Origin of the sequence: Acinetobacter sp. NyZ410 (genome assembly GCF_022828975.1) — a bacterium.
Lineage (GTDB): Bacteria > Pseudomonadota > Gammaproteobacteria > Pseudomonadales > Moraxellaceae > Acinetobacter > Acinetobacter guillouiae.
In genome coordinates this window covers 3,705,684-3,720,188 of the sequence record NZ_CP094620.1, presented here as the reverse complement: position 1 = coordinate 3,720,188, position 14,505 = coordinate 3,705,684, and the positions used below count along the sequence as shown (strand labels likewise).

Genomic DNA, 14,505 nt, shown 5'->3' with positions numbered 1-14,505 from the left:
GAAAATGCAAAATACTTTTATATCTAATGTGGTTAAATCCGTTTTTGTCGCAAGCATACTAACGTCTGCTGGAATGGCAAATGCCCAGCAAGCCCCTCAGCCTGAAGATCGTTATGGGGATGGACGTGTTTCAGCATTTTATACATGGAAAGCTGCGATTCCAGAACAAGCTGGAAAACTGTTAAAGACAGAGGACATCAGCAACCCTTATATCCGTTTGGACAATGATAGTACGGCCATTCGTATTTTATATAGTTCAACAAGTGGACGGGATAGTAAGACCCCCATTGTGGTTTCTGGGACGGTACATCTTCCTAAAGGTACGCCACCGAAAGAAGGTTGGCCTGTTGTGTTATGGGCACATGGTACGGTTGGTCTAGCAGATGCCTGCGCACCTTCTTGGAATGGACGATCTTATCGAGATGTACAATATTTAAATCGATGGTTAAAAGAAGGATTCGCTGTAGTAGCAACTGACTATGAAGGACTTGGTGTGGCTGGCCCGCACTTGCTGATCAATAATCCAATGCTTGCTTATAGTATTTTAGACAGCGGTCGAGCTGCGCTTAAAACGAAATTACCTCTAGCAAATCGTTTTGTTATTGTGGGGCAATCTCAAGGTGGGGCGGGGGCTGTTTCAGCTTCAGCTTATTCAGCAACCTATGCACCAGAGTTAAATATTAAAGGATCTATTGGCACAGGGGTGATTTATCAGGACCCAGAGGCAACAGCTGAAAAGAATCAGTTAAAGTTAAATCCTTATGAAGTCAGTCCATCCTTAGCATATGGTATTTATAGTTTTTTAGTGACGCAAAGCTTATTTCCTGAAATCAAAACTGAAGATATTTTTACCGCTGAAGCAGTGCCTTTGGTGGAACAAGCAAGAAATGCCTGTTTGACCAGTTTTATGGGAGATATTCAAACAGCAGGACTTTCACCTGCGCAAGCCTATAAGGCGAATCCACCATCGATCTATAAAAAATTACAGGAAAAACAATCCAATGATTATGGCTATTTCCCGACCTTAAAAATCAATCATCCATTATTTATTGGCACTGGGGCAAATGATCGTACACCAGATGCACGGAATCAAATAAAGTTGGTGGCGGATGCATGTAAGGCAGGTACAGTCGTTGAAGGGCATTTGTATCATGGATTGGGACATAGTGAGACAGTGAATGCTTCCCTACAAGATTCTATTCCATTTGCCAAAAAGGTGATTGCAGGGGAGAAGATTCAGTCCATTTGCAAACCAGATTTACAATAGAAAATCAGAAGAAAATAACCATCCCTCATAATGATGCTCATGGTTATGACAAGACCTTAAATTAGCAAGTAATAAAAAACCGCTCATTCAATCCGATTAAATGAGCGGTTTTTATTTAGCTTGAGGACTTAGGCAATCTGTTTGTTTCGCTTGGCCGCCTCATCTCGTACCGCAGGAATAATATAACGACCATAGTCCACAGTATCGTAAATTGGATCATAACCACGATTTAAAAAGGTGGTGACGCCCAGATCTACATAATCAAGTAATGCGGCAATAATCGTATCAGGCGTTCCGACAAGGGCGGTGGTATCACCATAGGCCCCAACTGCGCTTGCAGTTGGCATCCATAAGGCTCGGTCATGGCGATCACCTTGTTGTGCTGCTGCCAGTAACCGTTGTGAACCTACGCCTTTAATTTTATGTCCCGAAAGTGAGCCATTATTTTGGAACGTTGGATTTTGCTGAATATCAGCTAAAATTTGTTGTGCTCGTTGCCATGCGAGTTGTTCTGTTGGCCCAATAATAAGACGTACTGATAAACTGACCTGCGGCTGGGGGTTATTGGCTGCTTCTGCTGCCTTTTTAAGTTTATTTATCTGCTCTTTCACGCCCGCTAAAGGCTCACCCCAAAGCGAATAAAGATCTGCATGACGCACTGCGATATCGTAGGCAATATCCGAAGAACCACCGAATGAAATCGGAATAGAAGTTCCATTGACCGGTTTTAAAGGGCAGAAAGCATTTTCCAGTTTAAAGTATTTGCCTTCATAGTGAATCGGTTGCTCACTTTTCCAAAGCTTTTGGATGATATCTAGATATTCACCCGTGCGTTCATAACGTTCAATTTTATCAACAATATCATCACCTTCTTGGGGTTCGGCGGTAATTCCCGTAATGGCATGTAAACGAATGCGTCCTCCGCCAGTGGTATGGTCTAGTGTGGCAAAGGAACGTGCAGCCAGATTAGGCGTCATCAGCGCAGGGCGATGTGCAATCATAAATCCAAGTCGTTCAGTCTGTTGTGCCAGATAAGCTGCGATTTGGGTACTATCAGGGCTATTTGGTCCATTGGCGATTAAAACTTTATCAAAGCCTGCATATTCATGTGCACGAGCATGATAGCGTAAATATTCGAGATCAATTTTATGACTAATTCGGGTTCCTTTGGTTTCAGACCATTGATTTGGAAAAACCATACCCACAAACTCTATGCTCATCATTTAACCTATGCTGTAAATTTTAAATAAAAGAGCAAAATAGATGCCAAATAGTGAGGGGAGATAAAATATATAATTTTTTCAAAATTATTATTGTAAGCTGTTTATATATGATCAATTGACAGACATATTGTTTAAAAAGAAACATTGCATAAAAATAGAAATACATTGATTATAAATGCATAAGCAAAAACGCCTATTAAATCATTCAATATATAAATTTAGGATTAAATATCTGTAATTATTATTTATCAGCTTTGTAATAGAATTGTACTATTCTATTTTAATATCCTCCTCAGCTATTTAAAGGGTTAATTATGAAATCCTATTTGGATAATGATTATAAAGTAATTACCTTGCCTGATAATGGTGTACCAATTAAGCCAATAAGAGCAAAAGCGATTATATTTTCTGATCAAAACTCTCGTAAGCTATTAAGCCAAGTTGAAACCATTGCACCAAGTTCTGCCAGTGTGATCATCCAAGGTGAATCAGGTACAGGTAAAGAATTAATCGCACGTGAAATTCATTTGAAAAGTGATCGCCAAAATAAGCCGTTTCTTGCTGTCAATTGTGGTGCTTTAGTTGAAACACTTGCAGAATCTGAATTGTTTGGTTATGAAGCAGGCGCATTTACGGGTGCGCATAAGACACGCCCTGGTATTTTTGAAACAGCCGACGGCGGAACTTTGTTCTTGGATGAAGTGGGTGAGTTGCCGTTGTCTTTGCAAGTAAAACTGTTACGTGTATTGCAAGAAAAGGAAGTTGTTCGGGTCGGTGGACGTAAACCGATCCCGATTAATGTACGCATCTTGTCTGGTACACATGTTGATTTGCGTAAAGCTGTCGCGGAAAATAAATTCCGTTTAGATTTATACTATCGCCTAAATGTGGTTGTGCTAAATATTTTACCATTACGAGAGCGTAAGGGTGACATTTTGCCTTTGGTGGATTTTTTCTTAAACTCCTATTCGCAAAAGATGATTACGCCAAAACCCAACATCAGTGATCGCGCCAGAAATGCACTACTCAACTATAGTTGGCCGGGAAATATCCGTGAGCTTGAAAATAATATCCATTATGCACTGCTCATCAGTGGTGGCAAAACCATTGATATTGAACATTTAAGGTTTTCAGAGGAGGGTGGCTCAAGCGTTTTACCAGATAATGATTTGATTCAAGAGTTTGAGGATGTACTCAAGCGTTTATTTCAAGAATATGATGGTGAAGCATGGCACATCATTGAAGATAAAATCGTCAATACCGCTTTTTCAAGTTGCTGGAATAATCAGGTTAAGACTGCAAAAATGTTAGGACTGTCGCGCAATGTTTTACGTAATTTGTTATCAAGATATAATTTATTACCAAATAAAAATGAAATTGTTTAATTGGGCTGTGCAATAGAAACATCCATTTTACCCATGGATGTTTTATTTTGGGCTGGTCATTTTTGTGATCCATAAACCCAGTTCAAACAAAAGCCACATTGGTACTGCCAGTGCAAGCATGCTAAAAATATCAGGGGGTGTAATAAACATTGCGATAAAGAAAAACAAAACAATGATGTGTTTACGGTAATGTTCCAATTGTTGAATAGAAAGAATGCCAATAAAAATAAGAATGTAGGTGAGTACAGGGATTTGAAAGGCGATACCAAAAGCTAGAAAAAGCTTGAGACAGAAATCAAGATAACTGTTGATATCAGTCATCGGTAAAACATTATCTGGTGAAGCTAAGACAAAGAAGTTTAACGCCAAAGGCAGAATCAAATAATAGGCAAATAAGATGCCAAGATAAAATAAACCAATGCTGGAGAGCACAAGCGCCATGCCAAATTTTCTTTCACTTTGATATAGAGCAGGTGCAATAAAGCGCCAGAATTGATAAAGAATAAAGGGAATCGCCAATAAAATTGCAAAATAAATATTGAGTTTAAAGGGCGCTAAAAATGTACTCATCACATCTGTAGCTATCATGGTTGAATTTTTAGGCAATCGGGATATTAAGGGTTGAGCCAAAAAATGATAATTGTGTTGTGCAAGGGGCAATAAGAGTAAAAAAATAGTTAAGACTGTAGCAATGCTATAGATCAAACGCTTTCTAAGCTCTTTTAAATGTTCGCTATATTTCATTTCAGTGAGTGTTTCACTGAGTATTTGTTCGGTCATGCAGCTTCATCCTCACGCAAGATATTGGATGATGTTGTGTAAATTAAAAAGGGTACTTTTAATTCACGCGCAGAGATTTGATAAACATAATCATGTGTGGGATAAGGAGGCGCTTGATGTGCTATAGCAACAGCGCTATGTACACTTTGGATTTCGTGTTGCATTTGTGCAAGCTGCTGTTTGAGCAGCTCTTCGTTTTGTTTTATTTTGAGCAGCTCTTCTTGCATGATCCTTTTTAGTTCAAGCAATTCCAGTTCATTTTCTAACTCTAGCTGGATTTTGTTAAGATTATTTTTAAGGGCTCTGTATTTAAGTAATCCCACCCTTAATGTTTGAGGGAGCTTTTCAGGTCCCAATATAATCAGTGCAATAACAGCAAAAGCCAAGAGTTCACCAAAACTGATATTGAACATAATGATTTAGTACTCACCGGTTAGTGTTTTTTTCTTTATTTAAATCGAGATGATGGATTTCTTTAGGCTGATTTGTTTCAGACAGTTTTTGATCATCAGAATGAACCGAGTCTTTAAAATCTTTAATTGCACCACCTAAATCCTTACCTAAGTTTTTAAGTTTTGATGTACCAAATAATAAAATAACGATCACGGCAAATAATAATATATGCCAAATTGATAAACCCATTTCATATTTCCTTAATAATTTAAAACTTGTTGATATAAATATCATGCTTGAATATATTTTCTAAATAATATTTATATCGATGAATATTCGATTTCATTATGCGCTATGGTCCAGCATATTGAGTGCTTGATTACGATAGTTAAATAATAATTCGCTGTCTTTATGTCTTGGATGGGGCAAAGGAACTTGAATGATTTGTTTAATTTTTCCTGGTCGAGCAGACATTACGATCACGCGATCACCCAGATAAACCGCTTCTTCTATATCATGTGTAACTAGAATCATGGTGATCTTTTGATCTTGCCAAATACGTTGTAATTCAGTTTGCAGATGGCTACGTGTAATTGCATCTAAAGCACCAAAGGGTTCATCTAAAAGTAAAATATCAGGCTGATTAACCAAGCCTCGTGCAATCGCTACCCGCTGCGCCATACCACCCGATAGCTCATGTGGATAAGCATTTTCAAAACCTTTTAAACCCACCATTGTAAGATGTTCTGCCACACGGGCATTTTTTTCGGCACGGCTTAAGTCGGTTTCTTCGAGTGCTAAATGAATATTTTCGGAAACACTGAGCCAAGGCAATAGACGGTGCTCCTGAAAAATTAAACCGCGTTTTAAATCTGTCCCTTGTATTGGTGTTTGATTCAGTAAAATCTCACCTTGATAGTCTTTATCTAATCCTGCAATTAAGCGCAACAAGGTCGATTTACCACAGCCACTGCTTCCGACAATAGAAATAAATTCTCCTTGTTGAATATCGAGATGAATACCATCTAATACGGTGAAAGTTTGTTGATCTCGATAAAATGATTTATTGAGTTTTTTAATCGAGAGTAAGGAAAAGCTCATATCAATATCCTGATGAGATGGATGATTCAGTTAAACACGCCATTGCAGTAGTCGTTTAGAAATCAAGTGAATGCAAAGCGTCATGCCAATACCGCTGAGGGTGACCGTAATTGCACACACCAACAAAATATCCATTTCGGCATTGATTTCAGCTTTCATCATTAAATTGCCTAAGCCTGCACCAGCATTGAATAACAGCTCACTGGCAGTTGTGGTAATCCATGTAAAAGGCACCGCTAAATTCAACCCCGTTAAAATATATGGGAGAGCTTGAGGGAAACGGATTTTTTTAAATTCCTGCCAAAAAGATAATTTGTAAATACGAGCGACTTCACTGTATTTCTGGTCATAATGACTTAGCCCTTGAAAGCTGTTAATCACCATCGGAAAAAAAGAAGCAAGCGCAATAATAAAGATTTTTGCCTGCTCACCATTGCCAAACCACAGTGCAATCAATGGGGTTAAACCAAGTAAGGGTACTTGGCGAATGCTATTAAATAATGGTGAAACCAAGGCATTTAAAATTTTTGAATAGGCAAGTAAGGCACCGAGTAGTAGCCCTGTTGTCGAGCCAAGTAAAAATCCCAATCCAGCTTTTTTAAGACTTCCCCATGTGTTTAACCATAATTCACCTGTTTCAAGCAGCTGAATAAAAGCAAAATACACCTTCTGTAAAGGCACAAATGCATAGGCATGACTGGCGCCTAAACTTGAATTGTATTGCCATAAGGCCAGTAAAAGGAGCGGGAGCAGCAGACCTTTGATCAAGATCAGTGGTTGCGCAAAAGCACTTTTTAAGTTCAGTGGATGCTGTGACATTATTTCCCCCTTGAACTCAATGCAGGTGATACAAGATATTGTTCGAGCTGACGTAAAGTTTTATCTAAAGCAAAACCAATGATTCCTGTAATAAAAACTCCGACCATGACAACGTCTAACCGTAACATTTGTCGTCCGAGCTCCATCATTTGACCAATGCCAGTGCCTGCAGCAAGTAATTCAACGGCCACCAAAATCAACCAAGCACGACCTAGAGCAATCCGCAGTCCACCGATTAATGGTGGGAGGATGCAAGGGATGATGATGTATCTCAACCATGCTGGAGTTTTTAGTTTGTAGATCTGGCCCAATTCAATATATTTTTTAGGAATATTTCGAACTGCATCCGCTGTTGTGAGTGCGATTGGAAAAAAACAGGCTTTAATAATCAGTAAAATTTTAAATAGTTCACCAATGCCAAAAACCAAAATAAAAATAGGAATAAGCACAAAGATTGGAATTTGATAAAGGATATTGAACAAAATATAGGTGTAATGACGGAAAGAGCTGAGTGATGCATAGGCAATGCCAAACAAAATCGCACTGATGGCCGCAATTGAAAAACCCATCAGCAGTCGAGAAAGGCTATCTTTTAAATGCAGTTGGAGTTCACCACTTTGCAACAAGGCAAGAAATGTCTGCCATACCGTTATAGGTGGCACTAAAATTTGGGTTGGAAAAATCTGTAAATAGCTAATCAATTGCCAAACCAGTAACGCCAAGATGGGTGAAAGGAATGAGAGCAAGCGATAGACCTGCTCAGAAGACAATCGCCTCCATAATGGTGCTTTGATCGCCACGATTTTTTTTTCGATAAGCGGATTTACGAGGATTTTCATGACCTAGTTTCCTTGCTTATGTTGAATATCAAGTGGTTGTAAATTTTGAATGGCTTGACGGGTAAACTGAGCATTGAGCAACTCTTCAGCTTTGATTGGCGTTTGAATCAATTGGTTTTTTACAGCATGGTCGATGACTTTTGCATAATGCTGTTTAAGAAAATCCACTTGGTACTCAGGTGACCAATCTTGTTGCCAGTTACTGCTGGTATTTTGACTTTCGCGTTGAATCACACTTAGAGGCTGACCAAATTTGGTTTGGCTTTGTTGGAATTCATCTTGATGCTGTGAAATCCACTGCATTGCCCGTACTGTCGCATCAGCAAGTAGTTGGGTTGTGTCTGGATGTTGATCCAGATAAGTCTTGCGTCCCCATAGTTCAGCACGCATTTTCCAGTCAGCGGGTAGACTTTGCGATGACCAAATAATTTTGCCAAGATGGCGATCTTGTAAAGTGAGCGCATCACTTAAGGTAAAAAATGCATCGACGCTTTTAGCGGATAAAGCAGCAGCTCCCGCCTGTGGATTGAGATTGATGATTTGAAAATCTTTAAGCTTTAAACCTTTGCTCTGTATCAATTGAGCAAAATTAATTTCCCAAGGACGACCACGATGTAAGGCAATCTTTTTACCTTTGAGGTCCTCAATGGTTTTGATGGGTGAATCCGCTGGAACCACCAAATAAACATTATTACCCACTCCGCCAGGGACGACAATTTGTGTTCTAACACCAGTGGCATTGAGTACTACCGCAGGAAGATTGCCATAAAAAGCAAAATCAATTTTATTGTTGATAAAGCTTTCATTGACTAAGGTGGCCACAGCCGCAGTGGTTACAGGTTCCCACTTTAATTCAATATTTTTCTGCTTTAATGCTTTTAAAAAAATGGGGTCCTGTGCAATAAGTTGTGGTACACCAATAAAGTCCAGACCGCCAGAAGTTCTATTGGCCACAACCGCAATACGAAGCTGTTGTTGACTGGTTTTACTTTGGTTTGGATCTTCGGCTTTGTGTACGCCACAAGAAACCAATCCTAAAAGACTAAAACTTAAAAAAAGACCAGAAAAAATACGCATATCATCATAAAAATCTAGAAATATAAGGGGATAGAGCAAGAACCAAGCCAAAATAATTATTTTATATAAATCAGTTTGTTATGTTTTTATGATTGGTGTTATTTGAATGGATCAAACAGGTTATGTTGTGAAACCGACAGTATTGGATGGATAAGTGTTGAAATTTCAACACCATGTTTAGCTGGGTTTTTATAATATTTAGATAAAACAACAATATAGATGAATTCAATATTGAATAAAAAACGGCATGGTTTCTGCTCATGAGTTGTATCACTCACGATAGCGTGTAAAACCTTTAAATTATTGAGAAGTATTATGTCTGTTGAATTTTTATGGAGAATCCCTGTGCATGGGGATGGTCGTCGAGCACATCAGTTACATACACGAGGTGAATGGAACCAGTTGGGCCCAGCAGTACAATCCCCTCAACGTGTGGCACCTCAACATCAAGATGAATTGTTTGCCTACTATGATTATGTACAACAGGTAGCAAAAGCCGCAGATATCGTGGGTTTTCACGGCGCATTGATTCCTGCTTTTCCACATACTGAAGAACCGTGGGTGCTGGCATCGGCATTGGCAAGAGAAACCAAAAGACTCCGATTATTGATTGCGATTCAACCTTGGTTTATCCATCCTGCATACGCAAGCCAAATGGCAACAAGTTTGCAGCGTCTCAGTCAGGGACGGGTTGAATGGAACGTGATCTCAGGTGGCGGTGGGGCACAGCAACGAGCCTATGGTGATTTTATTGAACATGATCAGCGCTATGCGCGAACCAATGAATTTTTAGAGTTTGTAAAAGGGTATTCGCATCAGGCACCTTTTGACTATGATGGAAAGTTTTTCCACGTTGAACAAGGTGGTTTGAAATACCCAATGAATCAATATGAAGTTCCTCGTTTGTGGTTAGCGGGAGCAAGTCCAGCGGCACTGCAAGTTGCAGGTCGGCATGCCGATATCCACTTAACCTGGGGGGAACCTGTTGAACAGCAGAAAAAAGTGATTGAACAGGCGCGATCCTTCCTTGCACAAAATACCCCAGACCATAAGCTAAAGTTTGGTATGCGTATTGATATTTTGGCACGCCCCACACAGGAACAAGCGTTTCAAGAACTTAAACAGATGTATGAAACCATCGCTGTTGATGGCAATGCATTTGAACGTAAAGATACTGAGTCGGTTGGTGCAAAACGTCAGCAGGCCTTAGCACAAGGCAATCGTTTTGAAGACTTATTTGTCAGTCCAAATGTTTGGGCTGGTATGTCAAATGTAAGGGGGGGGCCAAACTGTATTGTAGTGGGGAGCTATGAACAAGTGGCACAGCGCTTACAAGAATATATCGACATTGGCGTTGGGCATTTTATTCTCGCCAGTAACCCACATTTGGAAGAAGCATATCGGGTTGCTGAAGAAGTCTTACCCTTGGTTGGATATAAATTAAAATAATAAGTTTAGATCCCTTTGAGATATCAGAGGGATCTTGTTGTTTCAACAGCATAGAACTGTCTTAAAACCAACAGCTTTGCTGACAAATCGAAGAGTGTTTTTAATTAAATTTATAAAAATTAGTGGCTTATATTGTTGGCATGACTTGTGCAATTTTCAATACAGTATTTTATTTTTTAGTTTAAATTGCCATGAGTGAACGAATATTTAATCCCCATCAGCGGGCGTTGCTATTTGGGCAATATGCATCTGCTTCAACTGCAACTGGCATATCAGACCCATTTACACGACATCATTTGGATGTGAGTCAATCACCTCCAGCAAAATTGAATAAATTGTGGATCGCGATCATTGCGGTTGCTGCAGCACATTTGGGTATTTGGTATATCGCAAAACAATTACCGACACCAGCTTTGGACATTGCAAAGCCAGAACCCGTGGTGATTGAAATTGTCAAACCAGTGGAACCACCTAAAGTCATTGAACCTAAAATTCCACCAGTGACGCAAAAACCCAAAACTCCGCCTGTGGTCGAAAAACCAAAACCGATTGCGAAACCTATCGAACAGCCGAAACCTGTTCAAAAAACTGTGGAGCAAGCCAAACCGATTGTAAAACCCATTGCGCAAGACACAGTTCAAAAAACTGAGGAACCTGTTGTAAGCAAAAAACTGAGCGCTGAACCTGCTCCAAAAACAGCAGAACCAGTGAAGCCTACTGATGACAATTTACCTGTGACAGAAGCCAAGGGTTATGCAGGTTATCTAAGCAACCCCGCAGCAGAGTACCCAGAACAGGCCTTAGAACGTGGTTGGGAAGGCTCGGTGATTTTAAGGGTCAAAGTATTGCCAAACGGTAGCCCAGATAGCGTAACGGTTAAACAAAGTAGCGGCAAAAAACTTTTAGACAGCGCGGCTGTAAGAACAGTAAAGCAATGGAAATTTTCACCGGCCTTAAAAGGTAAAACACCTGTCGAAGGTTGGGTTGATGTTCCAATTCATTATCAATTACCGAAATAAACTATTTTAAATTAAGAGGATATCTACATGACAGACATAAATTCATTGATCCATGACGGCACAATCTGGTTATTGGTTGCTTTCTCCATCGTCACATGGGTGTTGATCGTGGTTAAAGTGGTACAGACACAGAAAGCCAGCAAGCAAAGTAAGGTCTTTGTCGAAGCCTTTTGGAAAGCCAAAAATTTGCCTGAGGCAGTGACTCAATCACAACAAGGTGAAGGCCCTACAGCCCGTGTTGCAAATGCCGGTTTTCAAACCTTGATTGAGGCAGATGAAAAGACTCATCAAGATTTGCAAAACAGTTGGAGTCGTCAGGATTTATTAGAGCGTCATTTACGCAAGCAAATTTTAACTGAACGTCGTCAATTGGAAAAAGGTTCTGCATTATTGGCTTCGATTGGCAATAACGCACCGTTCATTGGACTATTTGGAACAGTGTTTGGGATTATTCATGCTTTACAGGCCATTGCACATTCAGGTAATGCAAGTATGGATGTGGTTGCAGGGCCAATTGGTGAGGCCTTGATTGCTACAGGTATTGGTATTGCTGTGGCGGTACCCGCTGTGTTGGCTTATAACTATTTCATACGTAAAGTTAAAACCATCGGTGCAGACCTCGATGATTTTGCCACTGATTTTGTCAGTTTAAATCAAAAAGCGGGCTTTCAGTTACCTGTCGCTAAGCCAAAAAATACCACTGGAAATACTGTAGTCAATCATGATGCATCCACTAAAGAAGTCAAAGAAAAAGGAGTGTTTGCATAATGGCCGTTTCAACCTCCCAAGAAGATGATGTGGTGAGTGAAATTAACATTACGCCATTGGTTGATGTGATGCTGGTTTTACTCATCGTGTTTATCGTTACAGCACCCCTGTTAACCAATACCGTGAAAGTAAATTTACCCAAGGCTGCACCGACGCAGTCAACGGATCAGAATAAAGCGGTTGTCATTAGTGTTAATCCGCAAGGAGAAATCTTCCTTGACAAGGATAAAGTAACTTTGGCAAGTTTTGAAAAAGAGATTCAGTCACGTAAAAACAGTAACCCTAAATTGGCTTTGAATTTAAATGCCGATGAGACCATTCCTTATGGAACAGTTGCAAAATTACTTGCCAGTATTGAGCGAGTAGGGATAGAAAAATTATCTGTGATTACCGTACCCAAGTAGTCTTTGGATGCTGAATGAAATAGCTGCTACGGCAGCTTTTTTAGTGCCTAAAAATATGAGTAGTTAAAATAAAAACAGCGTTCAAATTTTATTGCTTTGTATAAACATGATTTATATAAGCCTGATTTTTATAAACTGAATGTGTCTAAAATGAATGTGTTATTCACGATTTTGATCAGCAACATAAAGGTCGTTGTGTTGGGCAGCAATAGACGGGATGTACCATCAGAGCCCCATACTGTATTGACTTTTCGTCCTTGAAAAGTCACAAGATCGCTGACTACAGCAGATGCTTGCTGGTGTTAAGGCTCTGCAAATTTTATTTTAGGCTTGATTGTTCCATAATTTCTCAAAACGCCACGTTGGGAAAATAGTGTGTTCTGCCGCTAATCCTCCGATCTGTTTCGATGCAGCATCTATGCTATGGCTAAAACCCCAGATCAGCATTCCACCGCGTTCATGTTGAATTTTTTGTGCCTGAGCCAAATACACTTTGCGCTTGGCTAAATCGGGTTCAGCCAGTGCTTTATAAAACAGCTCACTATATTCTGGGTCTTTAAAGTTGACACGATTGGTTGTTGAAATTGGCGCATCATTCACTACAGCAGTGGATAAATACGGCGTACCCACGTTGGTTGCATTACTGGAGAATTGCCATTTACTCCGATCAGGTCCATTAAATGTGGCTAAATCAACTTGTTTGACCCGAATACTGACATTGGCTTTCTTTGCTTGTTCTGCAAATATTAGGGCAGGTTGGGCGTTGCCAACGGGGGTAATCAGTTCAACGCTTAAGCCATTTTTAAAGCCCGCTTGAGCCAATAAGTTCTTGGCTTTCGTAATGTCTTGTTGACGTTGTGGCAAATTTAGAAATGCTGGATCCTGTGGCGAATATAAATCATTGGCGATGCGTCCCTGACCGTTTAAACCCCGTTGTATCAGCTCTTGACGATCGGCGATTAAACGAAATGCTTGGCGGACTTTGGGATCATTAAATGGTGCCTGTTGAGTATTAAAGTCAAAACTATTGTGGGTATTGGTTTGAGAACGAACCGTTTGAATATGTTTTGCTTGCTCTAAAATTTTAATGTATTCAGGTGAAATCGCATTTGCAAGATCAATTTGTCCTGCCAATAATGCATTTAGTCGAGAAACTTGATCTTTAAAGTCAATGACTTCAAAACGATCTGCATAAGGCCGATCTGCTTTAAAATAGTTTTCAAACCGAGTAAAGACTGAACGTTGACCGGGGATAAATTCTTTGACTTTATAAGGACCTGCGCCCACAGGGTTATGAATGGGATCAAAATCAGTGGGGACAATACCGCCAAAATTGACCCAAGTTTCAGGCAGCGCCACAAAGCCAGCAATTGAACTAATAAAAGGAATGCGTACTGTATATTGATCTAATTTTTGGATACGATCACGATCAATCCATTGCACAAGATTTCGAAAAGGTGAGGCAAGCTTTGGATCTGTTAATCGTTGCAATGAAAAAATGACATCATCTGCGCTGACGGTTTTACCATGATGAAACTCTAAACCTTTACGCAGTCGTATGGTCCATTCGCTGGCATTATGATTAGGTTCTGCAAATTCAGCCAAAGCAAGACGAGGAAGCATGTTTTCGTCCCATTCCCAGAGCTTATTATAAATCGCAAATCCACGGGTAATCCCACTTCCTGATGCTGAAAGGTGAGGGTCAAGGCTACCTGATTGTTGTCCACCAATCAGCCCTAATCGAATTGTTCCACCATGCTTAGGGGTACTGGAAAGTGAACTTTGGGAGTCAGCGCTAGGTTGTGGAGATTGTCCACAAGCAGATAAACCACTGATTAAAGAAACGCCACCTAGTGCAGTTAGACTTTGGGTTAAAAATTTTCGACGTGAGAGTAACAAGGTTTCATGTGTCATTAAAAATACTCAGTTAGAACTTATCCAGAGGAGATTGCACAATGAATGCCAATTCTTTTTAATATTT

15 protein-coding genes are annotated in these 14,505 nt (G+C 39.9%); 6 read left to right on the top strand and 9 right to left on the bottom strand.

Annotation, left to right across the window (positions count from 1 at the left end; translation table 11 throughout):
- The first annotated feature begins 55 nt into the window (after positions 1–55).
- A complete protein-coding gene (locus MTO68_RS17700) occupies positions 56–1,267 on the top strand; it encodes a lipase family protein (protein ID WP_244015995.1) in 1,212 nt (403 codons plus the stop codon).
- A gap of 128 nt (positions 1,268–1,395) precedes the next feature.
- Here MTO68_RS17700 and MTO68_RS17695 read toward each other — a convergent pair whose 3' ends face one another.
- Positions 1,396–2,487 (bottom strand): LLM class flavin-dependent oxidoreductase, encoded by a 1,092-nt coding sequence (locus MTO68_RS17695; protein ID WP_244013669.1) that lies wholly within the window; start codon positions 2,485–2,487, stop codon positions 1,396–1,398.
- Positions 2,488–2,804: 317 nt separating this feature from the next.
- Here MTO68_RS17695 and MTO68_RS17690 point away from each other — a divergent pair, with 317 nt between their 5' ends.
- Positions 2,805–3,875: a sigma-54 dependent transcriptional regulator gene (locus tag MTO68_RS17690; protein ID WP_004717502.1), complete on the top strand. Its 1,071-nt coding sequence runs from the start codon at positions 2,805–2,807 to the stop codon at positions 3,873–3,875.
- Between the two features lie 42 nt (positions 3,876–3,917).
- Here MTO68_RS17690 and tatC read toward each other — a convergent pair whose 3' ends face one another.
- The 7 genes from tatC to MTO68_RS17655 all read right to left on the bottom strand — a co-directional run bounded on the left by tatC (position 3,918) and on the right by MTO68_RS17655 (position 8,884).
- Positions 3,918–4,655, bottom strand: coding sequence for a twin-arginine translocase subunit TatC (gene tatC, locus MTO68_RS17685; RefSeq protein ID WP_105713536.1), 738 nt, complete (start codon positions 4,653–4,655; stop codon positions 3,918–3,920).
- Positions 4,652–5,068 carry a Sec-independent protein translocase protein TatB gene (tatB, locus tag MTO68_RS17680; protein ID WP_279578597.1) on the bottom strand — a complete coding sequence of 139 codons (417 nt, stop codon included), beginning with the start codon at positions 5,066–5,068 and terminating at the stop codon, positions 4,652–4,654. Before tatB ends, tatC begins: the two co-directional genes overlap by 4 nt.
- Before the next feature lie 13 nt (positions 5,069–5,081).
- A complete protein-coding gene (locus MTO68_RS17675; RefSeq protein ID WP_004823388.1) occupies positions 5,082–5,297 on the bottom strand; it encodes a Sec-independent protein translocase subunit TatA in 216 nt (71 codons plus the stop codon).
- Between the two features lie 96 nt (positions 5,298–5,393).
- On the bottom strand, positions 5,394–6,149 hold the full coding sequence (locus MTO68_RS17670) for an ABC transporter ATP-binding protein (RefSeq protein ID WP_244013665.1): 756 nt from the start codon (positions 6,147–6,149) through the stop codon (positions 5,394–5,396).
- Positions 6,150–6,179: 30 nt separating this feature from the next.
- The gene (locus tag MTO68_RS17665; RefSeq protein WP_004717492.1) at positions 6,180–6,968 is read right to left on the bottom strand and encodes an ABC transporter permease; all 789 of its coding nucleotides are present in this window, start codon (positions 6,966–6,968) and stop codon (positions 6,180–6,182) included.
- On the bottom strand, positions 6,968–7,807 hold the full coding sequence (locus MTO68_RS17660) for an ABC transporter permease (protein ID WP_244013663.1): 840 nt from the start codon (positions 7,805–7,807) through the stop codon (positions 6,968–6,970). The genes MTO68_RS17665 and MTO68_RS17660 overlap by 1 nt, the downstream gene beginning before the upstream one ends.
- 3 nt (positions 7,808–7,810) lie before the next feature.
- Complete coding sequence (locus tag MTO68_RS17655) at positions 7,811–8,884, bottom strand: ABC transporter substrate-binding protein (protein WP_244013661.1); 1,074 nt, start codon at positions 8,882–8,884, stop codon at positions 7,811–7,813.
- A gap of 315 nt (positions 8,885–9,199) precedes the next feature.
- Here MTO68_RS17655 and MTO68_RS17650 point away from each other — a divergent pair, with 315 nt between their 5' ends.
- From MTO68_RS17650 to MTO68_RS17635, 4 genes are all read left to right on the top strand, one after another.
- Positions 9,200–10,333, top strand: a complete 1,134-nt coding sequence (locus tag MTO68_RS17650; protein WP_244013660.1) for an LLM class flavin-dependent oxidoreductase — start codon at positions 9,200–9,202, stop codon at positions 10,331–10,333.
- A gap of 191 nt (positions 10,334–10,524) precedes the next feature.
- On the top strand, positions 10,525–11,352 hold the full coding sequence (locus tag MTO68_RS17645) for an energy transducer TonB (RefSeq protein ID WP_244013658.1): 828 nt from the start codon (positions 10,525–10,527) through the stop codon (positions 11,350–11,352).
- A 27-nt stretch (positions 11,353–11,379) separates the two neighbouring features.
- A complete protein-coding gene (locus MTO68_RS17640) occupies positions 11,380–12,120 on the top strand; it encodes a MotA/TolQ/ExbB proton channel family protein (RefSeq protein ID WP_244013656.1) in 741 nt (246 codons plus the stop codon).
- A complete protein-coding gene (locus tag MTO68_RS17635) occupies positions 12,120–12,524 on the top strand; it encodes a biopolymer transporter ExbD (protein ID WP_244013654.1) in 405 nt (134 codons plus the stop codon). The genes MTO68_RS17640 and MTO68_RS17635 overlap by 1 nt, the downstream gene beginning before the upstream one ends.
- 324 nt (positions 12,525–12,848) lie before the next feature.
- Here the strand turns inward: MTO68_RS17635 and MTO68_RS17630 are convergent, their stop codons facing one another.
- Positions 12,849–14,438: an ABC transporter substrate-binding protein gene (locus MTO68_RS17630; protein ID WP_244013652.1), complete on the bottom strand. Its 1,590-nt coding sequence runs from the start codon at positions 14,436–14,438 to the stop codon at positions 12,849–12,851.
- Between the last annotated feature and the right edge of the window lie 67 nt (positions 14,439–14,505).